Origin of the sequence: Mariniflexile aquimaris, assembly GCF_042676825.1 — a bacterium.
GTDB classification, from domain to species: Bacteria; Bacteroidota; Bacteroidia; order Flavobacteriales; family Flavobacteriaceae; genus Mariniflexile; species Mariniflexile aquimaris.
This window is the reverse complement of sequence record NZ_JBHTIB010000012.1, coordinates 196,534-216,753: the sequence shown is the minus strand read 5'-3', so window position 1 is coordinate 216,753 and position 20,220 is coordinate 196,534. Positions and strand designations below refer to the sequence as shown.

The following is a 20,220-nucleotide window of genomic DNA, read 5'->3' as shown; positions in this document are numbered from 1 at the left end:
AGCTTATTGCTTTAAATAATTACCTGAAGTAATTAATTTTAAACTAGAAGTGGGAAGATTATAAATATAAACCCAAGTATTGATGGTTTCTTTTGAATCTAAATACGCTTCAATTAATACGCGTTTGTATTCATTGGGGTGTTCGGTAGTATCCCCGATACCTTCATAATCATCTAAAATTTTAAAGGTTTTGCTTTCGTTGTTAATTTTAAAAACATGTCCGTACACTTTTTCAGAATCATCTTCACTCAAAATAGCGCCAGGATACCATGAAATTTCAAATAATTTTCCGTTAAAATAACCGGGGCCAATAAACTCTGAATTCCTGTCTAAAAATTTAGACATATAACTATCAAAATTCTTTAATAGCGTTCCGTAAACAAACAAATATTCTGAGTGCATACAAACAATACAACTTAAACAAATCGATTTAAATCTATATCATTTATGGCGCCGTGGCTGGCATGTACCACTACAACCCCATTTTTTAATACCAACAATTGTGGTGATTCGTGATATACCTGAAATCTTTCCGCAATTTCGTTGGAAATCTCTCTGTAATTTAATAAATCTAAATAGTATAAATCCACATCATTATCATTCAAACCGTACGATTCAATAAATTGATTCATCACCATTTTACTAATACCACATCGGGTAGAATGTTTAAATATAACTTGTGTCTTTGTGCTCGATTTAGCTTCAATGCTTTGCAATTGCGCCAAATCGGTTAATTGAATCCATGCTAAAGTTTTAGTTTCCTTAGCTTCGTTTGTTCCTCCAAATATTTTATTAAATAATCCCATGTTTTGTGTTTAATAATGAATAAGTCGCATACTTTTTTAAAACTTACAAACTGACTAAAAGTCACGTTATTACTGATTTAAACCGACATTTTGTCTCCCAATTAGTGTTGGTAAGATTATTGACCTATTCATTTTGTAAATGTAAAATAATTAAAAAGATTTTTACACTACCAGAACACTAAAGAAAATATTAATGAGATTCCTGCTACAACAGGAATGAAAAAATAAAAAATATGAACTTGAATAATTATACTATTAAATCGCAAGAAGCCATCCAGCAAGCGCAACAAATTGCTCAAGGTTATGGCAATCAACAAATTGAAAACGAACACCTTTTTAAAGGCATTTTTGAAGTTGATGAAAATGTACTTCCATTCATTTTAAAAAAATTGAATGTAAATATATCAGTCCTTGAACAAGCTTTAAACAAACAAATTGAAAGTTTCTCTAAAGTAACAGGAAGCGAGCTTATGCTATCTCGCGAAGCTGGAAAAACACTTAACGAAGCGGCTCTTATTGCTAAAAAAATGAATGATGAATTTGTTTCTCTCGAACATCTCATCCTTGCCATTTTTAAATCGAACAGCAAAATAGCCCAAATGTTAAAAGACCAAGGTGTTACCGAAAAAGGACTTCAAGCAGCAATTGATGAATTGCGCAAAGGAGAAAGAGTCACCTCTCAAAGTCAGGAAGAAACCTATAATTCGCTAAACAAATACGCGAAAAATTTAAACCAGCTTGCAAGAGATGGGAAATTAGACCCTGTTATTGGGCGCGACGAAGAAATACGCAGAATTCTGCAAATTTTATCGCGTAGAACCAAAAACAACCCAATTCTTGTTGGAGAACCCGGAACTGGTAAAACAGCCATTGCCGAAGGATTAGCACATAGAATTATAGATGGCGATATACCCGAAAATTTAAAAGACAAACAAATTTTCGCCTTAGATATGGGCGCCTTAATTGCTGGTGCTAAATACAAAGGCGAGTTCGAGGAACGTTTAAAAGCCGTTATTAAAGAAGTTACAGAAAGTAATGGCGACATTGTGTTATTTATTGATGAAATACACACATTAGTAGGTGCCGGTGGCGGACAAGGCGCTATGGATGCCGCAAATATTTTAAAGCCAGCCCTAGCCCGAGGAGAGCTTCGTGCCATAGGAGCCACCACATTGGATGAGTATCAGAAATATTTTGAAAAAGATAAAGCATTAGAGCGTCGTTTTCAAAAAGTAATGGTTGATGAACCAGACACCGAAAGTGCTATTTCTATTCTTCGCGGAATTAAAGAAAAATACGAAACCCACCATAAAGTTCGCATTAAAGACGAAGCAATTATTGGCGCTGTAGAATTATCGCAACGCTATATAACCAATCGTTTTTTACCAGATAAAGCCATCGACTTAATGGACGAAGCCGCTTCGAAACTGCGTATGGAAATCAATTCTAAACCAGAAGAACTTGATGTTTTAGACAGAAAAGTGATGCAGTTAGAAATTGAAATTGAAGCCATTAAACGAGAGAAAGACGAGGTTAAGCTTAAAACTTTACGCGCTGATTTAGCAAACTTAAAAGAACAACGCAACGATTTAAATGCTAAATGGAAAAGCGAAAAAGAGGTTGTTGAAAATATTCAGAATACAAAACAACGTATCGAGAATTTTAAATTAGAAGCCGAACGTGCAGAACGTGATGGTGACTATGGTAAGGTAGCCGAATTACGCTATGGCAAAATCAAAGAAGCTCAGGAAGAACTTGAAGTTTTACAAAAACAGCTAGATGCACAATCTGAGAATTCAATGATAAAAGAAGAAGTAACCTATGACGACGTTGCAGAAGTGGTTGCAAAATGGACAGGCATACCAGTTACAAAAATGATTCAAAGCGAACGCGAAAAATTACTTAAGCTTGAAGACGAATTACACAAACGTGTGGTTGGACAAGAAGAAGCTATTACAGCTGTTAGTGATGCCGTTCGCCGAAGTCGTGCAGGTTTGCAAAATCCTAAAAAACCAATTGGTACCTTCCTGTTTTTAGGAACGACCGGTGTGGGAAAAACAGAATTAGCAAAAGCCTTAGCCGAATATTTGTTCGACGATGAAAATGCGATGACAAGAATTGATATGAGTGAATATCAAGAACGACATGCCGTAAGCCGATTAGTTGGAGCACCTCCAGGATATGTAGGATATGATGAAGGCGGACAATTAACTGAAGCCGTTAGACGCAAACCTTACTCTGTAGTGCTGTTAGATGAAATTGAAAAAGCGCATCCAGATACGTTTAATATACTGTTGCAAGTGCTTGATGAAGGTCATTTAACAGATAACAAAGGTCGTGTAGCCGATTTTAAAAACACCATTATTATTATGACCTCCAATTTAGGAAGCACAATAATTCATGATCGTTTTGAAGCTACTAAAGACATTGAATCGGCCATTGAAGCAGCAAAAGTAGATGTACTCGCATTACTTAAACAAAGCGTAAGACCAGAGTTTTTAAACCGTATAGACGACACGATTATGTTTACACCGTTAAGCAAAAAAAATATCAAAGCTATTGTTGGATTACAGCTAAAAAATGTAACGAAAATGATAGGAAAACAAGGTATTACTTTTGATGCTACTCAGGAAGCTATTGATTATTTATCAGACAAAGGTTATAACCCAGAGTACGGGGCGAGACCTGTAAAACGCGTTATTCAAAAAGAAGTATTAAATGCATTAAGTAAGGAAATATTAGCTGGTAAAGTAACTACAGATAGCATCATATTATTAGATGCCTTTAATGATCACTTAGTGTTTAGAAACCAAAATGATTTAGTATCTGAAAATGCTTAAAATCAGTAAAGTATTCAGTAAAAATTAGATAAACAAATAAGCTTATTTTTGGTTGGTTGGTAAAAGCAACAAGATTCTTAATTAATAAGAAGATTGTTGCTTTTTTTAATTTATCAATAAAATTTAGCCGTTATTTCATCGATATCTTAATATTTTGATATCTAATCAGTTAATAAGTCAGTTAATAAATAATTTTATGTAATCGATAAACGGTACATTTATATCGATAAAAATATCTAACTTAGCGTACTTGTAAGTCCCAAACTCTACAAAAAATAAATTAATAGCAACTGCTTATAATAAAAATATAAGCCAAAAAACCTACTTATAAACTATGGATATATCCAGCCAAATCGAATATGCACTTTTAAAAGCGACGACGACCGAAAGAGAAATTATCGACTTATGCCATGAAGCCAAGTTAAATAATTATTATGCCATATGCATAAACAGCGCTTACGTTACCTTCGCTAAGCAACTTCTAGACAAAACCAATATAAAAGTCTGCACAGTAGTTGGCTTCCCATTGGGCGCAACAACTACAGAATCGAAAGTATTTGAAGCTAAAAAAGCGATAGAATACGGTGCCGACGAAATTGAAATGGTGATTAATTTAGGCTTTCTTAAAAGTCAGAACCATGTTTCGGTTTTAAAAGATATTTGCGATGTAAAATTAGCCATAGGAGATGTTCCTTTAAAAGTGATTCTTGAAATTTCAGAATTAAACAAAAATGAAATTATTAAAGCTTGCGAAATTTGCTTAGATGCCAAAGCAGATTACATAAAAACTTCCAGCGGATTCTCTAAAAGCGGTGCCACATTTACAGCTATTAAAATCATTAAAAAAACCATAAGAGACGCCACAAAAATCGTTGCTTATGGCGATATTGAAGACTATGAAACCGCTATTAAATACTTAGAAGCAGGAGCCGATATTATTGGAACTTCGGTTAATATTTCTTCAGGAAACCGAGTGCCTCAAAACAGAAATGCAAAAATTTTTAAAAAGTATTTAGAAGCGAATCAAAAAACAACTGTTCTCGAAACTAATTTAACAGACAACCATCAGAAGTAACCAAAATAGACATATGTAATCTTATGTATTTTGATTTAAAAATTTAAATCAATAAACTTCCTAATAATATTTTTTTCAATGGTATTTTCAAAGAATTGTTAATACCTTTGTTGTGCATGCATAACTTTTTATTTAAACCAGATTTTCATCATGTTTAGACTAGTTATAGCGTGTAAAATTTAATCAACATTATGAAACAGTTAGGAAGTTATATCGACCATACACTCTTAAAAGCGACAGCAACAAAAGACGACATTATACAACTTTGCAACGAAGCAAAACAATACCAATTTCAATCTGTATGTGTTAATAGCTGCTATGCATCACTCGCACTTAAAGAACTAAAAAACAGCGAGGTTAAAGTCTGTTGCGTTATTGGTTTTCCATTAGGAGCCATGAGTACCTTGGCAAAAGTAGCAGAGACCAAGCAAGCCATTAAAGATGGTGCCGATGAAATTGACATGGTGCTTAATATCGGATTACTTAAAAGCAAAGATTTTGATGCTGTCTGGAAGGACATTGAAGCGGTTAAAAAGTCCATGCCTAACAATACTTTAAAAGTTATTTTAGAAACTTGTTATTTAGAAGAATTAGAAATCATAAAAGCGAGTGAACTGGCAATACAAAGTGGCGCCGATTTTATTAAAACCTCTACGGGATTTGGTACTGGCGGAGCGACCATTCATGATGTAAACTTAATGAAAAGTGTTGCAAAAGGACAAGTAAAAATTAAAGCTTCGGGAGGTATTAAAGATTACAAAACAGCCTTAGAATATATTAATTTAGGTGTTGAAAGATTAGGCACATCGTCTGGAATTGCGATTGTAACGGGCGAAACTTCAACTGATAACAACTACTAAACATTTTTTTTAAATTACACCTTAACTTTTAATTTTATATCATGAGCGTACACATAGAAGCACAAAAGGGCGATATTGCTGAAACTATTTTACTACCAGGAGATCCCCTAAGAGCCAAATGGATTGCTGAAACTTTTTTTGAAAACCCAGTTTGCTTCAACCAAGTGAGAGGTATGCTTGGATATACAGGAACCTACAACAATAAACGTGTTTCGGTAATGGGAACAGGAATGGGTGTGCCTTCTATTTCCATTTACGCCCATGAGTTAATCACCGAATATGGTGTAAAGAATTTAATTCGTGTAGGAAGCGCTGGTTCTTACCAAGCACATATTAAAATAAGAGATATTGTATTGGCTATGGCTGCGTCTTCAAATTCCGGTGTTAACGAACTCCGTTTTGGTGGTGCCGACTACGCTCCTACTGCCAATTTTGAGTTATTCCAAAAAGCCGTAGAAGCAGCTAAAAACAAAAACATTCCTATAAAAGCCGGAAACGTATTTACCTCGGATGAGTTTTATGCAGACGATTTCGAATCTTACAAAAAATGGTCGAAATTCGGAGTCCTTTGTGTAGAAATGGAATCGGCAGGATTATATACCATCGCCGCAAAACACAATGTTCGCGCTTTAAGTATTTTAACCATTTCTGATTCATTAGTAACAGGAGAACGCACCACCACCAAAGAAAGAGAAACAACTTTTAAGGGCATGGTTGAAGTAGCCCTAGAACTCGCTTAAACCAGTTTAAACCTTATTTGCTGCCCGGTATATTTTTGAGCAAGTATATTAATAGCCGATTCTTTTAACTGAAGCACTCGAGGATAACCTCCTGTTGTTTGGCAGTCACGCATCAATATAATGAGTTTTCCCGAAGGCGTAAGCTGAACTGTTCCCGGAAGTACCCCAGAGGTTATAATGGGCTCTAAACTATTCTCTAGAGGCTCTTGTAACTGATATGCCATTCTATTGTTATTGTTTGAAATGCTGAATGGAGAGTTTAGCAAAATATCCTGCTGCTTTTGTGAAAGTAAATGATATTCCGGACCCTGAAAAGCCTCTATATCATGTTTTAAAAACATGTTATTATTTACTTTAATTGAAGCATTTTTACGCTCTATAAATGAGTTACTTACGTCATATTTAAATTCGTCATTTATAACTAATTTTAATTCTGATGTGATGCCACCAAACATGCTTTGACTATTCATTACCATTTCAGATTTAAAACCTCCTAAAACCGATACATAAGTTCGAAAACCTGTTTTTATTTTCCCGAAAGACAACACATCACCTGTTTGAATTTTGATAGCTTTATTGAGTTGTAGTAGCACATCATTCAGCTTAGGAGACATATCTGCACCCGTTACACAAATATAAGTATCGTTATAGAATTGAAGCGTTGCTCCGGTCATTGTCATTTCAATAACAGCGGCTGTTTCATGATTTCCCAATATATGATTTGCTAACGCTGCTGAATATTGATCCATAACACCCGCAATCGGCACGCCATATTGCTGAAAACCTACACGCCCAAAGTCCTGGATACTTGAATACAATCCGGGGTTTAAAACCTTAACCATAAAGCACCTCGCTTTCTAACTGATAAACACCTTCATCTACCAACACTTTAATATCTTTATACTCTGAAATACTAACCGCTTTAAATTCAATTTTATCTAAAGGATTTGCAAAACATGGAACAGCTTGTTTCGGATTGAAAAATTCTATGGGAGAATTACCAATAATATTCCAGCCACCAGGACTAGAAGATGGATACACGCCTGTTTGATTACCCCCAATAGCAACCGATCCCTTTTCGATTTGTAATCGCGGAGTTGATTTTCTAGGCATATAAAGCGATGCATCTAAGCCTCCCAAATATAAAAACCCAGGCAAAAAACCAATAAAATAAACAGTGTAAATAGCCTGAGAATGTCGCTTAATAATTTCCTCTTTTGAGATCTTTTTAGCTTTTGAAATCGTCTCTAAATCTAATGCAAAAACAGCATCATAACATACCGGGATTTTCCATTTTACCGATTTGAATTCATCATCAAAATCGGATGCAGAATATATGTTTTTTAACTGATTTACCTCTTTTTCAAAATTCCTACAAATCGAATCATAACTAATTAATAACGAGTTATATGCGGTTTTTAATTCAACAATAGATTTAATATTATATTTTTCAATTGATTTTTTTAAACTTACAATATCTTTTATAATATTTTCGTCAATAATTGCTGGCCATTCTATTAAAATAGAACGTTCACCAAACGGTTTATATGTTAAATTATAAGCCAATAAATTTATAGTATTTTAATGCCTTTAGACTCTAACTTAATTCGTAGTTTCTTAACCAAACTAGCAGCATTAAGACTGTCGCCATGTAAACAAAATGTTTCGGCTTTAATAGCAACCTCAGCACCTGTTATCGTTTTTACTTTTTGATGAATAATCATTCTATAGACATGTTCGAACATGGCATCAGATTCGTGAATTAAGGCATTTTTTTCACTACGAGAAACCAAGGCTAAATCATCGTTATAATTTCTATCGGCAAAAGCCTCGTAAGTTACAGGGATGTTATTTTGAATGGCGAGGGTTTCAATAACCGATTTATATGGCACATAAAGTTTTACTGGTAATGCGATGGCCTTCATAACTTCAATAATAATGGTTGCAATTCTAGTATCTGTCACCGCCATATTATACAATGCGCCATGAGGTTTTACGTGGTGTAACATGGCGTTTTCCTGTTGTATGATAGTATACAAACTATTTATTTGCTCTTGCAACGATGCAAACAAAGCCACACAGGGCATATTCATAGGTTTTCTGCCAAAGTTTTCAACATCTGGAAATGATGGGTGCGCACCAATTTTAACGCGATGCCGCTGCGCTAATTTAACCACTTTTCGCATGCTTTTATGATCGCCAGCATGACCACCACAAGCAATGTTGCACGACGAAGCATATGGCAACAACTGAGATTCGTTACCAACCCCTTCACCTACATCTACATTTATATCTATATTATAATGATGCATCAAAATATATTTAAACCTAATACTTTATGCATGGTTGCTAAAGAAAGGATAATACTAATTCCTAAGATAATAAATCCAAATATATTTTGTTTCACATTATTTTTATTATTTCCCAATACCGATTGTTTATTCATGACCCAAATTAAAAATCCCGCTATTAAAGGCAACAAAATTCCGTTTGTAACTTGAGCAAATTTTATGATTTCGATAGATTTTATTCCTAAAGAAGAAAAAACAACTCCCAACAACAAAATAATCATCCAGACAGCTCTAAACTTTTTTGATTTCATATTAGATTCCCAACCCAAACACCCTGTAGCAACATAAGCAGCTGCTAATGGCGCTGTGATTGCACTCGTAATACCTGCTGCAAACAATCCTATCGCCAAAAAATATTTAGCAAAATTACCAAATAAAGGCTCTAAACCTTTGGCTAAATCTGCTGCATTTGAAATACCTTCAGATTGAATAGATGCTGCAGAAATAATAATACACATTGAAACTAATCCTCCTAAAACAACCGCAATAATGGTGTCCTTTCTGGCAAATTTCAAGTCTTCTGGATGCTGCCATTTTTCTTTAACTAGCGATGCGTGTAAAAACAAATTATATGGAACCACCGTTGTGCCTATAAGCCCGATTATAACTAATATACTGTCTTTTGGGAATTTTGGAAGAACGATACCCTTAAATATTTCTGATACATCAGGTTTAGTGATAATAGCAGTAATTAAAAATGCCAAACTCATTAAAATTACTAAGGAAACTAATACGCGTTCAAGAATTTTATAATTTCCAATATACAACAGCACAAATGCAAATAAACCAATAATTACACTTAAAGGATTAAAATTAATTGTTCCAATTTCAACATACGGATTACCAAAGACAGTTTCCAACCCCAATACCCCTCCGCTAATATTTCCTGCTTCGTAGGCTGCATTACCTACCACAATAGCTGATAAAATTAACAGAATAGCAAACGCCTTAAAAATTGGATTGGTTATTTCTGTTCTTATTATTTCGGCTAAACCCTTTTGAGAAATAATTCCTAAACGCGCCGACATTTCTTGAAGTACAATAGTAGCTATTATAGACAGAACCATGGTCCACAACAAAACATACGCAAAATGAACCCCGGCGAGTGTACAAACAGTTACGGTTCCTGGTCCGATAAACGCAGCGGCAACTAAAGGACCTGGACCTATATTTTTAAACCAGTTTTTTATCATTTAGAAGTGGAATTCAATGAGTAAATAGCAAAGCTACCTAACCAATGTCCGCCTTCATAACTATCATCAAAAATACTGGGCAACGAATAATTAATATGCTTATTAGCAATATTCTTTAAATGCTCATACTCAGGTAAATTTTCTGAAATTTTGTATAAGTTCCATGCTCGTGAAAAATTTACACCGTCTAAATGCACTAAAGTACCATCTTTTCTATCGGAAACTTTTCCTGTTTCCAAAACAAAGTTTTTATCTTTTAGTTGTGGTAAAAATTTATCTATCCAAATTACAAACTCATCTTTTGTTAAAACACGCTTCATCAAAGCCGCTTCTTCTAAGCAAGGCGATAAAAAATCGGTTCCACTAGGCTCCCATGTTATTGGGCAATTTACATCGGTAAAATAAAAATCTTTTGCGCGTTTTTCAATACTCGATTTTAAGATAGTATCATTTAAAGTATTAGCATAATCTAAAGCAAAACTTAACCCAAATGCTGTATTGGGGTGATCACCCGCTCTAATAGGATAGTTTAATCTTGGTAGAAACTCAATGTATTTAGCAGCAATTAAATTGGTTAATGGTTGCAAATTATTTTCCAATTCTCTTGCCGTTTTATCATCCCAGGTGTGTAGCTCTTCGGCTAGTTTTAACAACCACGCCCAACCATATGTGCGTTCGTAAGATTTGTTATGTTCTCCATGAAAATAGGCAACCTCGGTTTCAATATTTTCTTTTGAAATATTATGAAGTAGTTTTTGTTTGATGTCTTCAGCATTATCAATATCGGGAAATTGTTTTAACAAACTCACCAAACTCCAATGCCCATGCACTGAAGAATGCCAATCGAAACAACCGTAAAAGGCAGGATGCAAAACATGTGGTGCTTTTAAATCGGTGTCGCCACCTAAAGTTTGCGACAACCTGTTAGGATACTCAATGTTCATACAATGCAATGGCAATTTAGCCAATTTGTTGGCATGTGCTAAATCCAGCACAGGCTTAGGAGCTATTTCAATTATTGGTGTTGGCGTATCCACTTTTTTTTCTTTTGTGTTATTACAACTCAAAGCTAAAATGACTAATGATAAGGAAAGAATGCGTTTCATGTAAAAGTTTTAATTTGATTGACTAAAGCTACTAAAACTTTCTGGCTTTAGATTGAATGATTTTGCTTACGTTCATACAAAAAAGCGTTAATTGATTGTGGGTCAATCCAGTTTCATGGTTTAAACTGTTTATAAAAATGCCACCTCAAGAGTTTATTGTCTAAATAGCGACTCTTGTAAAAGCGATCACCTACTATTATGCTGAATCTCTTTGCAATAAGATTCCTGCTTTCGCAGGAATTCTCCTGGCTACCGCAAGCGTTTCGCTTGTGGCGTCAATGGTTTGTTTTAATTATTCTATTTAAGATTCCTGCTTTCGCAGGTATTTGTTAGTCTAACCACCCTTCTCTATCTAAACTTCGATATTGAATGGCCTCACTTATGTGTGCACCGTTTATGGCTTCAGAACCTTCTAAATCCGCAATTGTTCTGGATACTTTTAATATACGATCGTACGCTCTAGCGGAAAGATTTAAACGCTCCATAGCGGTTTTTAGTAACTGTTTAGAGGCATCATCTAAAACACAATAATTTCGAATTTGTTTGGTATTCATTTGAGCATTGTAATGCACGGTATCGGAATCGGCAAAACGTTTGGTTTGAATATCTCTAGCTTCGGTAACACGCTTTCTGATTTCTACCGAAGTTTCCCCTTTGCGGTCTTCCGACAGTTTCTCAAAAGGCACTGGTGTAACTTCAATATGAATGTCTATTCTATCTAATAATGGTCCGGAAATTTTACTCAAATAACGCTGCATTTCAGCAGGACTTGAGGTTACCGGCGCGTTAGGGTCATTAAAATAACCTCCCGGACTCGGATTCATACTCGCCACTAACATAAAACTACTTGGATAGGTTACCGTAAATTTTGCACGTGAAATAGTGACTTCCCTATCTTCTAATGGCTGACGCATCACTTCTAAAACTTCGCGCTTAAATTCGGGTAATTCATCTAAAAACAACACGCCGTTATGAGATAATGAAATTTCCCCAGGTTGTGGGTAACTACCGCCACCGACTAAAGCGACGTTTGAAATTGTATGGTGCGGACTTCTAAACGGGCGTTGCGCCATCAAACCGGTATCTTTTGTGCGACCTACCACCGAATGTATTTTTGTAGTTTCGAGTGCTTCATGAAGCGTCATGGGTGGTAAAATACTTGGTAAACGTTTGGCGAGCATGGTTTTTCCTGCGCCTGGTGGCCCGATTAAAATAATGTTATGTCCGCCAGCTGCCGCAATTTCCATACAACGCTTAATACCTTCTTGTCCTTTTACATCAGAAAAATCGAATTCTGGATAGTTTAGGTTTTTTTCAAACTCTTCGCGGGTATTGATAATGGTTTGTTCTAAGGCTTCACCTTTATCGAAAAAATCTATGACCTGTTTGATGTTTTCAATTCCGTACACCTCTAAGCTATCGACGATTGCCGCTTCTTTGGCGTTCTCTTTTGGGAGTATAAACCCTTTAAAACCTTCTTCTCTGGCTTTAACAGCGATGGGTAAGGCGCCTTTTATGGGTTGCAGTGTGCCATCTAATGACAATTCGCCCATAATTAAATAACGCTCTAAATCTTCGGCTTTTATCTGACTTGAAGATGCCAGAATACCGATAGCGAGTGTTAAATCGTAGGCGGAGCCTTCCTTTCGTAAATCGGCCGGAGACATGTTGATAATAATCTTTTTTCCGGGGATGCGATAGCCATTATTTTGAAGTGCCGCCGCAATTCTAAAATTACTTTCTTTTATAGCATTATCTGGCAAACCGACTAAATGGTACCCTATTCCTGTGTCTGTATTAACTTCGACGGTAACTGTTGTGGCTTCGACTCCAAAAACAGCACTTCCAAAAACCTTTTTAAGCATATTAATTTTTTACTTTTTAAAAGTAAGAAAAGTATTTTAAATGTAATTGCTAAGTTAATGACTATTGATGGTGTTTTTTTTTGAACAACACTTAAAGGAAAAGGAATAGCAATTAATAAATGGACCAAACCATTGGCAGGTTTAGCCCTGATTGAAGCGGCATCCTTTTTAAAACTTGATTAGCACAAACTATTGTGAATACCTTAAATAAGTTTGATTTACACTCACTTAAAGATTGCCCTGTTGTTTTAAAAAGATATAGCGGAAAGCAGGTAAAAGCTTCTAATATTTAAAATAAAAAAAAGAGGCTGTCTGAAAAGTGTAAATCAGTGTCATATTGAGCCTGTCGAAATATTTTAACTTATTGATAATCAATATCGATTTCGACAAGCTCAATCTGACAAAGTAAATATAATACACTTTTCAGACAGCCTCTTTTAGGATTTGACTAATTGTAATTACTAATAATTAATTTATAAACTTAGGTTTGATAACTAACATGGCCCATGCCCAATTTTGAGAATCGGCTGCATCTGCTTTGGTTACGCCTTTAAGTTCGTACATACCATCGGCGGCAAACATTTGCGAATAGCCAAGGATTAAACTATAGCCTTTGAATTTTTTAGAGAATACCAAATCTAACTCGGTTCCTAAGGATTTTTCGCCACTAGTTAATTCTTGCTCGCCACTAAAGTTTAATAGGTTTACCGATAAATTTGAGGTTTCGCTTAATTTGAAGTCTGCCCCCACATGAATATCAACCAGACCAATTGTATTGGCATGATTACCCACGTAGAAATAATCCATTAAACCATTGAATTTGTGGTTTGTACCATACAACGGAAAGAAAGCACCGGTTTCGCCTGCGCCAGCATCGTTTCCGCTAATTACCTCAACTCCTGCACCAATACTTACTTTATCTGAAGCTTTATAAGATAGGTCTAAACTTAAATCGTAAGCACCTTTAACATCTACCTCGCCAAGTCTTGCACCTGTTTGAAGGAATGCGTTTACTGCTAGTCCGAAGGCATCTTTTTTGTAATTTAAATGCGTACCAAAGGTTTGTAAATTAGATACACCAGGTGTACCGTTTTGGTAGCCATTATTCATAACTAAAAGGCTAGCCGATAGATTACCAAACTTTTTATTTAAATGCATCATTTGCATGGTTTTATATGAAAAAAGAGCCGTTGTAGCATATAAATTTCCGGCTGCAGCTAAATTATCTTGATTGAAAGCCAAAGCAAAATCGAGCGCAAAACCATCTTTCGCGTATTTTAGTAAAGCCGCATCGTGGTTACGTCCAGATTGCGCCCAATCTAAACCGCCTAGTATTCTTTGGTCGTCGTAAGATAAGGTTTGACGCCCTAATTTAGTAGACCATCCACTACCAAGTTGTAATTCTGCCCAGGCTTCGAACAAATCGAATTTGTTATTAACATCGCTATGTATAATTTGCGGATTTTCACCCCAAAGCAAAATGTCCTGAATACTCATATATACTTTATACGTTTCGGTGGCATACCCAGCGTTTAATCGCGCTCTAGTTACCGTAAAGAAATCGGGCTCACTGGCTTCAGGAATTAGACTGCCAAAACCGTTTAAATATTCCATCCTTGGTCTAAATTCGCCATCTAATGTAAACTGCGCCTGTGCAAATTGAACCATTACGGCTAAGATGCTTATTGTTAAATAAATCTTCTTCATAATTGTTAGTTTTAAATTTGGTTGAATTTTAATTATTTGTTTTTACTAGTTTAATATTTTCTTTAAAACCTGCGGGCAAATTTATAGGCTTTACTATTCTTGTTTTATGATAATTCTCATAACAAAATTTTATAAAACGCCCTACATTGTTTTATTATATCATTATTATTTTAAAGGTAATTTTATTTCTTTTAATGCTCTAAAAAATCTATCAGGTGTTTTCTGTATTTGTAATAATCGTCATGTTCTAAAACAGATTTTCGGGTTCGAGGTCTTTCAAAATCGATATTTAAAATATCGCCAATTTTGGCTTTGGGTCCGCTGGTCATCATCACGACGCGGTCTGCTAAAAAGATGGCTTCATCGACGTCGTGGGTAATCATTACCGCCGTAATTTTCTCTTTATTCCAGATTTCTATTAGGATATCTTGAAGCTCGCCACGTGTTAAAGAATCTAACATTCCAAACGGTTCATCCAGCAATAATACTTTAGGTTTTATAGCAAATGCTCTGGCAATACCAACGCGCTGTTGCATACCTTGAGAAAGCTCCGAAGCTTTTTTATTAAAGGCATTTTCTAAACCCACTTTTTGAAGATAGTACTTAGCAATATCTGTACGCTGCGATTTTGTAGCATGCGGAAACACTTGATTAACGCCTAACATAACGTTTTGAAGCGAGGTCATCCAAGGCATTAAACTAGGCGATTGAAATATCACGCCTCTATCGGGTCCGGGACCTTTTATATGCCTACCTAAAACCGAAATGTTTCCACCAGAAATTGCATTAAGTCCTGCAATCATAGATAACATGGTGGTTTTACCACAACCAGAATGCCCAATAATGGTAACGAATTCCTCTTTCATAATTTGAAGATTCAAATCCTCCAACACAACATAGTCACCTTTGGGCGTTGGATACACTTTCTTAAGGTTCTTTAAATCCAACATAATTCTGCAAGGTGGAAAAAGTCCGTTTTCTTCTAAAATCTGAGTTTCTTTATTTTGTATGATGGTATTATTCATAATTACTGTTTTTTAAAAGCGTCCAATAAATTCTTTCGGACTTAATTCTGGCAATACATATTCAATTTCCGATGCCGATTTCCGTTCATTCCCTATATCCATTAAATACTCAATAATGGTATTTCTTGTTTTCTTAAAATTTGGGTTATCGTTTAATTCGGTTTTATCACGTGGCCGATCGATATCAATTTTAAATTCCGGTCCTAAGGTTGCTTTGGGTCCTGGACGCAGCGGAATAATGCGATCTGCCATATAAATACCTTCATCTACATCGTTGGTAATTAATAAAGCGGTGCGCTTATCTTTCCCCCAAATATTTAAAATTTCGTCTTGTAAATTCCCTCTGGTTAGCGCATCTAAAGCACCCAGAGGTTCATCCATAATAATCATTTCCGGTTTCATGGCTAAAGCTCTGGCTACGGCCACACGTTGTCGCATCCCACCCGATAATTCTTTAGGTCGTTTGTTTATCGCCGGTGTTAAGTTTACCATTTCAACATAATCGGCAACTATTTTATGTAAAACCGATTTCTTTTCCTTCGGAAACGCCTCCTTAACAGCCATATAAATATTCTGCCCAACAGTTAACCAAGGCAACAACGAATAATTTTGAAAAATAACACCACGCTCATGGCTGGTTCCAACAACCGGCTCGCCTTTATACAAAACCTCGCCACTTGTTGGCTGCAACAATCCGTTAATAAGATTTACCAAAGTTGTTTTTCCACTCCCCGTAAACCCAACAATCGCAACAAACTCCCCTTCGTCTATAGATAAATTTATATTAGACAGCACCTCGGTAGCATGCTCCCCTTTTCCGTACGTTTTACAAACATTATTTAATTCTAAATAGGCCATTTTTTCTATGTTTATTTGTTGATGTGTTGATTTGTTTAATCGACATTTACACGCCTAAACGAATAAACAACTCAACAATTCCACTAATTTTGGCGTTACCCAAGGGTCGGGCTTTTCGTTACCCCCGAAGTCTCGGGGCTCGCTCCCCCGAAACATCGGGGTCGCTGTGGGCTTTCCACTGCAATCCCTAACGCACATTTAAAGTTTAATTGTTGAATTGTTGGTTACGCCTAAACGTTTAAACAATTCAACAGTTAAACATTTACTTAAATTCCATCATTCTTATTAAATGAAATCATGTTTTGAACGGTCAGCATGATTCTATCCAGCAAGAAACCAATACCACCAATAACAAACATGGCAACAATAATTTTTGAGTTAGAATCGATTGCCCCATTTTGGAATTCCTCCCAAACAAACGATCCTAAACCTGGACTTTGCGCTAATAATTCTATGGCTATAAGTACCATCCACGACACCGATAGCGTAATACGTAATCCCGTAAATATTAATGGTAAAGCCGATGGTAAAATCACTTTAAAAATTTTTTGAAACGTTCCTAACTTCAATACTTTGGCAACGTTTATATAATCCTTATCAACCGACGAAACACCCATAGCCGTATTAACCAAGGTTGCCCACATAGAGCACAAACCAACACTTATAAACGAAATGATGAAGGCGCTATCAGATTCCGAGTTTTTGGTTAATGTTTTTACAATCATAAAAACCAATAACAACCAAACTACTGGCGACACAGGTTTAAAAATTTGAATTAACCAATTCACCGAACTTCTTAAGGTTTTACTTAACCCAATTACAATGCCGATAGGTACTGCAATTAAAAGTGCTAAAAAGAAGCCAGCAAAAACTGTTTTTATACTGGTAAAAATCTGATCAACAAACGATGGTCTTCCCGTATAAACAATGGCCTCTTTTCCTTCTGCCACACGTTTCGCATTTAAAGCAGCCGTTTTTTCAATAAAAGCTTGCTTATCTGCTCTAATAGTATAATGGTCGTTTAGCAAGGTTTTGTAAGAATCCCAAACTTGAGCAGGAGATGGTAAGGTGTTTGGTTGGCATTTTACGGCTCCAGATGCTATGCAAGCACGCATGGCATCGGCGGCTTCCTGCCCTTGTTCGGTTAAGGCTTTTTCTATTTTATAATCGGCTTCAATAGTGTACAACCATTTAGCTCCCATATGCCACAATCCTATAAATAAGAGTATGGAAGCAATCGGCACGACAACCTGTCTTAAGAAGTTTCTAAAATCTTCTTTTTCAATATTCCCTGTCGCTATCGATTTTAATGTTCCTAAAAACCCAAAGCCCATAAACTTGGATAGTTTTTCTATTGCTATGCTCTGCTTCATGTTTACTAAATGTTTTTGTTATTATTTGTCTTTGTTTCCTATAGCGAAACTATTAATATACCCGATTGGGTCTTTAGCATCGTACTTTGTGCCGTCAATAAAATCGGTTGTTGCTGGTTTATAACCATCGGTCTTCGGTATATCTCCCGCAGGGATATAACCTTCTTCTACCAATAATGCGGCGGCTTTATTCCAAATATCTGGTCTGTAAATTTTCTTGATGGTTTCTTCGTACCAACCTTTTGCTTTTGCTTCAGGAATTTGTCCCCATCTACGCATTTGCGTTAAAAACCAGATACCATCAGAATAGAACGGGTAGGTTGCATTGTATTTGTAAAACACGTTAAAGTCTGGCATCTCGCGTTTATCACCTTTTTCAAATTCGAAGGTTCCCGTCATAGAATTCGCTAAAACCACTTCGTCTGCTCCCACGTATTGAGGCATCGATAATATTTTTACTGCTTCGGCTCTATTTCCTGGTTCATCTAACCATTTACCAGCACGAATTAAGGCTTTTGTTACAGCAATGGCTGTATTTGGATTTTCTTCAACAAACTTTTTAGTCATTACAAATACTTTCTCTGGGTTGTTTTTCCAAATATCTAAGTTTGTAACAACTGGCACGCCAATACCTTTAAATACAGCCTGCTGATTCCAAGGCTCACCTACGCAATAGCCATATATTGTTCCTGCTTCTAAAGTTGCCGGCATTTGTGGTGGTGGCGTAACAGATAACAATACATCGGCACCAATTTGTCCTTGTACATTATCGGCAGTGTACATACCTGGATTAATTCCTGCAGCTGCTAACCAATATCTGATTTCGTAGTTGTGTGTAGATACCGGAAATACCATACCCATTTTAAAGGCGTTACCTTTATTTTTGTATTCGGTAATAACTGGTTTTAAAGCATCGGCTTTAATGGGATGAATTGGTTTTCCATCGGCACCTTTTGGCACATTTGGTTTCATTTTTGCCCACACATCGTTGGATACTGTAATACCATTTCCGTTTAAATCCATTGAAAATGCCGTAACCAATTCGGCTTGACGACCAAAACCAGCACCAGCAGCAATAGGCTGACCAGCTAACATGTGCGACCCATCGAGTTGCCCATCGATAACGCGGTCTAAAACATTTTTCCAGTTTGACTGCGCTTCAACAGATACAAATAATCCTTCATCTTCAAAAAAACCTTTTTCTTTAGCGATGGCTAAAGGTGCCATATCTGTAAGTTTTATAAAACCAAAGGTTAACTGTGGTTTTTCAATATCTAATGTTTTTGTATTTGATGTTTTGGCACTAACGTCTTCGGTGTTAGCCTTTTTTTCTTTTCCACCACATGCGCTTAAAAGCAATCCAAGTGATAAGATCCATGTTGTTTTTTTAAATAGTGCTTTCATATTGATTAGTTTCTAATTAATTTAAGTATTAATACTTATTTTTTGACAAATATATAAGTACATGTATTTTTATTCAATGGTATTACCCATATAAAAACCTCTTTTTACACCATTAGAAAACCTGCTAAAAAACATAAAATGCTTACAATTAACTACAATACAATGAATTACATTTACATAAATTAGTAAGTAACCGTACGTAGTAAATCAATAAAATGACTAGAAATAAATAAAAATATAAGTATTTGAATGGAAACTAGCTATCCAAATAGAAGTTATGTTCGCTAATTTCTTTTTTAAGAAGGTCTATATTGGTAATGCCTATCTTTTTGCCTTTTGCCGCAATCAGTTTTTCTTTCTTTAAAGTTGAAAAAACACGAATTACCTGTTCTTCGGTGGTTCCTGCATAATCGGCGTACTCTTTTCTACTAAGGGTGATATCAAGAAACCCCTTTAATGTACCAAACTTTCTGTTTATATATAATAAGGTATCAACTACGCGTTCTCTTACGGTCATTTGGGAAATAGACTTTACTTTCGATTCGCTACGGTTGAGTTCATTGGCATAAAACAACATCATATTATAGGTAAACTCTGGGCTTTTACGCAAGGTTTCCTGTAACACATCTTTTGAAAAATAACATAACACCGTATCTTCTAAAGCGATGGCACCAATTGAATAATACTCTTCAGTTCCAAAACCACGATGCCCAATTATTTCACCATCTTTAGCAAATCTTACAATTTGTTCGCGACCATTTATGCCGGTTCTAAATACTTTTACTTTTCCTTTCAGAATAAAAAATAAGCCATTTACTGGTGCGCCTTCAATAATAAATTGCTGCCCTTTTTTGCAGCGAATCGTGTTTTTTTCTTTGATTAAATCGGAATCTGATAAAACCGACAACCCTTTTTTTACAATACAATTATGATTGACACAAACATCGCAAGAAACACCAACACGCGTTTTTACACGGTGGTTAGTTTTGCGAATATCTTGTGCTAGCGTCTGCATTT

18 protein-coding genes are annotated in these 20,220 nt (G+C 35.8%); 4 read left to right on the top strand and 14 right to left on the bottom strand.

Annotation, left to right across the window (positions count from 1 at the left end; translation table 11 throughout):
• Positions 1-3: 3 nt before the first annotated feature.
• Together ACFQ0I_RS09000 and ytxJ are read right to left on the bottom strand one after the other, a co-directional pair.
• Positions 4-402 (bottom strand): gamma-glutamylcyclotransferase family protein, encoded by a 399-nt coding sequence (locus ACFQ0I_RS09000; RefSeq protein ID WP_379941433.1) that lies wholly within the window; start codon positions 400-402, stop codon positions 4-6.
• A gap of 14 nt (positions 403-416) precedes the next feature.
• Positions 417-806 (bottom strand): bacillithiol system redox-active protein YtxJ, encoded by a 390-nt coding sequence (gene ytxJ / locus ACFQ0I_RS08995; protein WP_379941431.1) that lies wholly within the window; start codon positions 804-806, stop codon positions 417-419.
• Between the two features lie 233 nt (positions 807-1,039).
• On the opposite strand from ytxJ, the gene clpB reads away from it, so the two are divergent.
• The 4 genes from clpB (at position 1,040) to deoD (ending at position 6,321) form a co-directional block, all read left to right on the top strand.
• On the top strand, positions 1,040-3,646 hold the full coding sequence (gene clpB, locus ACFQ0I_RS08990) for an ATP-dependent chaperone ClpB (RefSeq protein ID WP_379941429.1): 2,607 nt from the start codon (positions 1,040-1,042) through the stop codon (positions 3,644-3,646).
• A 334-nt stretch (positions 3,647-3,980) separates the two neighbouring features.
• Positions 3,981-4,721 carry a deoxyribose-phosphate aldolase gene (gene deoC / locus ACFQ0I_RS08985; RefSeq protein WP_379941427.1) on the top strand — a complete coding sequence of 247 codons (741 nt, stop codon included), beginning with the start codon at positions 3,981-3,983 and terminating at the stop codon, positions 4,719-4,721.
• Positions 4,722-4,912: 191 nt separating this feature from the next.
• Positions 4,913-5,581: a deoxyribose-phosphate aldolase gene (deoC, locus tag ACFQ0I_RS08980; RefSeq protein WP_379941425.1), complete on the top strand. Its 669-nt coding sequence runs from the start codon at positions 4,913-4,915 to the stop codon at positions 5,579-5,581.
• Positions 5,582-5,622: 41 nt separating this feature from the next.
• Positions 5,623-6,321 (top strand): purine-nucleoside phosphorylase, encoded by a 699-nt coding sequence (deoD, locus tag ACFQ0I_RS08975; RefSeq protein WP_379941423.1) that lies wholly within the window; start codon positions 5,623-5,625, stop codon positions 6,319-6,321.
• On the opposite strand, the gene ACFQ0I_RS08970 is transcribed toward deoD, so the two are convergent.
• From ACFQ0I_RS08970 to ACFQ0I_RS08915, 12 genes are all read right to left on the bottom strand, one after another.
• Complete coding sequence (locus ACFQ0I_RS08970; protein WP_379941421.1) at positions 6,318-7,163, bottom strand: 5-oxoprolinase subunit C family protein; 846 nt, start codon at positions 7,161-7,163, stop codon at positions 6,318-6,320. The genes deoD and ACFQ0I_RS08970 overlap by 4 nt on opposite strands.
• The gene (gene pxpB, locus ACFQ0I_RS08965) at positions 7,156-7,887 is read right to left on the bottom strand and encodes a 5-oxoprolinase subunit PxpB (RefSeq protein ID WP_379941419.1); all 732 of its coding nucleotides are present in this window, start codon (positions 7,885-7,887) and stop codon (positions 7,156-7,158) included. Before pxpB ends, ACFQ0I_RS08970 begins: the two co-directional genes overlap by 8 nt.
• Before the next feature lie 5 nt (positions 7,888-7,892).
• On the bottom strand, positions 7,893-8,633 hold the full coding sequence (gene pxpA / locus ACFQ0I_RS08960; protein ID WP_379941417.1) for a 5-oxoprolinase subunit PxpA: 741 nt from the start codon (positions 8,631-8,633) through the stop codon (positions 7,893-7,895).
• Positions 8,633-9,865 (bottom strand): Nramp family divalent metal transporter, encoded by a 1,233-nt coding sequence (locus ACFQ0I_RS08955; protein WP_379941415.1) that lies wholly within the window; start codon positions 9,863-9,865, stop codon positions 8,633-8,635. Before ACFQ0I_RS08955 ends, pxpA begins: the two co-directional genes overlap by 1 nt.
• Complete coding sequence (locus tag ACFQ0I_RS08950) at positions 9,862-10,971, bottom strand: DUF2891 domain-containing protein (RefSeq protein ID WP_379941413.1); 1,110 nt, start codon at positions 10,969-10,971, stop codon at positions 9,862-9,864. The genes ACFQ0I_RS08955 and ACFQ0I_RS08950 overlap by 4 nt, the downstream gene beginning before the upstream one ends.
• Before the next feature lie 329 nt (positions 10,972-11,300).
• Complete coding sequence (locus ACFQ0I_RS08945; RefSeq protein WP_379941411.1) at positions 11,301-12,836, bottom strand: YifB family Mg chelatase-like AAA ATPase; 1,536 nt, start codon at positions 12,834-12,836, stop codon at positions 11,301-11,303.
• 468 nt (positions 12,837-13,304) lie between these two features.
• On the bottom strand, positions 13,305-14,543 hold the full coding sequence (locus ACFQ0I_RS08940; protein WP_379941409.1) for an alginate export family protein: 1,239 nt from the start codon (positions 14,541-14,543) through the stop codon (positions 13,305-13,307).
• 191 nt (positions 14,544-14,734) lie between these two features.
• Positions 14,735-15,568 carry an ABC transporter ATP-binding protein gene (locus ACFQ0I_RS08935; protein ID WP_379941407.1) on the bottom strand — a complete coding sequence of 278 codons (834 nt, stop codon included), beginning with the start codon at positions 15,566-15,568 and terminating at the stop codon, positions 14,735-14,737.
• Between the two features lie 12 nt (positions 15,569-15,580).
• Positions 15,581-16,426, bottom strand: a complete 846-nt coding sequence (locus ACFQ0I_RS08930) for an ABC transporter ATP-binding protein (protein WP_379941405.1) — start codon at positions 16,424-16,426, stop codon at positions 15,581-15,583.
• A 266-nt stretch (positions 16,427-16,692) separates the two neighbouring features.
• Entirely contained in the window at positions 16,693-17,799 is a 1,107-nt protein-coding gene (locus tag ACFQ0I_RS08925; protein WP_379941403.1) for an ABC transporter permease, read from the bottom strand.
• A 21-nt stretch (positions 17,800-17,820) separates the two neighbouring features.
• Positions 17,821-19,203 carry a CmpA/NrtA family ABC transporter substrate-binding protein gene (locus ACFQ0I_RS08920; RefSeq protein WP_379941401.1) on the bottom strand — a complete coding sequence of 461 codons (1,383 nt, stop codon included), beginning with the start codon at positions 19,201-19,203 and terminating at the stop codon, positions 17,821-17,823.
• Positions 19,204-19,459: 256 nt separating this feature from the next.
• A complete protein-coding gene (locus ACFQ0I_RS08915; protein ID WP_379941398.1) occupies positions 19,460-20,218 on the bottom strand; it encodes a Crp/Fnr family transcriptional regulator in 759 nt (252 codons plus the stop codon).
• Positions 20,219-20,220: the final 2 nt, after the last annotated feature.

What these genes read in the sequence shown, in the direction of transcription:
- ACFQ0I_RS09000 (WP_379941433.1), bottom strand. Translation starts at nt 402, where the DNA reads ATGCACTCAGAATATTTGTTTGTTTACGGAACGCTATTAAAGAATTTT.
- ytxJ (WP_379941431.1), bottom strand. Translation starts at nt 806, where the DNA reads ATGGGATTATTTAATAAAATATTTGGAGGAACAAACGAAGCTAAGGAA.
- clpB (WP_379941429.1), top strand. Translation starts at nt 1,040, where the DNA reads ATGAACTTGAATAATTATACTATTAAATCGCAAGAAGCCATCCAGCAA.
- deoC (WP_379941427.1), top strand. Translation starts at nt 3,981, where the DNA reads ATGGATATATCCAGCCAAATCGAATATGCACTTTTAAAAGCGACGACG.
- deoC (WP_379941425.1), top strand. Translation starts at nt 4,913, where the DNA reads ATGAAACAGTTAGGAAGTTATATCGACCATACACTCTTAAAAGCGACA.
- deoD (WP_379941423.1), top strand. Translation starts at nt 5,623, where the DNA reads ATGAGCGTACACATAGAAGCACAAAAGGGCGATATTGCTGAAACTATT.
- ACFQ0I_RS08970 (WP_379941421.1), bottom strand. Translation starts at nt 7,163, where the DNA reads ATGGTTAAGGTTTTAAACCCCGGATTGTATTCAAGTATCCAGGACTTT.
- pxpA (WP_379941417.1), bottom strand. Translation starts at nt 8,633, where the DNA reads ATGCATCATTATAATATAGATATAAATGTAGATGTAGGTGAAGGGGTT.
- ACFQ0I_RS08955 (WP_379941415.1), bottom strand. Translation starts at nt 9,865, where the DNA reads ATGATAAAAAACTGGTTTAAAAATATAGGTCCAGGTCCTTTAGTTGCC.
- ACFQ0I_RS08950 (WP_379941413.1), bottom strand. Translation starts at nt 10,971, where the DNA reads ATGAAACGCATTCTTTCCTTATCATTAGTCATTTTAGCTTTGAGTTGT.
- ACFQ0I_RS08945 (WP_379941411.1), bottom strand. Translation starts at nt 12,836, where the DNA reads ATGCTTAAAAAGGTTTTTGGAAGTGCTGTTTTTGGAGTCGAAGCCACA.
- ACFQ0I_RS08940 (WP_379941409.1), bottom strand. Translation starts at nt 14,543, where the DNA reads ATGAAGAAGATTTATTTAACAATAAGCATCTTAGCCGTAATGGTTCAA.
- ACFQ0I_RS08935 (WP_379941407.1), bottom strand. Translation starts at nt 15,568, where the DNA reads ATGAATAATACCATCATACAAAATAAAGAAACTCAGATTTTAGAAGAA.
- ACFQ0I_RS08930 (WP_379941405.1), bottom strand. Translation starts at nt 16,426, where the DNA reads ATGGCCTATTTAGAATTAAATAATGTTTGTAAAACGTACGGAAAAGGG.
- ACFQ0I_RS08925 (WP_379941403.1), bottom strand. Translation starts at nt 17,799, where the DNA reads ATGAAGCAGAGCATAGCAATAGAAAAACTATCCAAGTTTATGGGCTTT.
- ACFQ0I_RS08920 (WP_379941401.1), bottom strand. Translation starts at nt 19,203, where the DNA reads ATGAAAGCACTATTTAAAAAAACAACATGGATCTTATCACTTGGATTG.
- ACFQ0I_RS08915 (WP_379941398.1), bottom strand. Translation starts at nt 20,218, where the DNA reads ATGCAGACGCTAGCACAAGATATTCGCAAAACTAACCACCGTGTAAAA.